The sequence below is a fragment of the Methylobacterium sp. J-030 genome (genome assembly GCF_022829545.1).
Classification (GTDB): domain Bacteria; phylum Pseudomonadota; class Alphaproteobacteria; order Rhizobiales; family Beijerinckiaceae; genus Methylobacterium.
Genome location: NZ_JAKSYM010000307.1, coordinates 1 through 437, shown reverse-complemented (window position 1 = coordinate 437; position 437 = coordinate 1). Strand labels below are relative to the sequence as shown.

Genomic DNA, 437 nt, shown 5'->3' with positions numbered 1-437 from the left:
TCCTGTACGCACGCGTCTTAGAAGACGGCGGGCTCGCTGAACTTCGGCTCGGGCGGCAATCTCACCGGCTTGGTCAGTCGCACCGGCAACGTCGCGGACGGCTCCGCGGCCACGTTCACGCAGATCGATGCGGACCCGGTGCCCGGCGTCATCACCCTGCGCAGCGCGCCGATCGACCTGCCGGGCCAAACCTCCCCCGCGTCCCTGCGCGGGCGCCTCCAGACCAGCGACAACGCGCTCGGGTTGGCGACCCACGGCTGGGACATCCTCCCCGTCGCCGTCGGCACCGGCCCCAGCTGCGCCGCCGCCAGCCGCCAGCCCTCACCCCCGGAGAGCGGTTCCCCCGCGCTCCGATCGCATGCCCGCGCCTGAACGAGGTCCGGTCTCATGGCCCGCTACTACGTGTTCGCCACGCAGGCGCAGGCGCAGGCGTGTGC

1 protein-coding gene is annotated in these 437 nt (G+C 72.8%); it reads left to right on the top strand.

Annotated features, from left to right (window positions below; translation table 11 throughout):
- Nucleotides 1–69: 69 nt before the first annotated feature.
- Nucleotides 70–372, top strand: coding sequence for a hypothetical protein (locus MKK75_RS23000; RefSeq protein WP_244044835.1), 303 nt, complete (start codon nt 70–72; stop codon nt 370–372).
- The last annotated feature ends 65 nt before the right edge of the window (nt 373–437 follow it).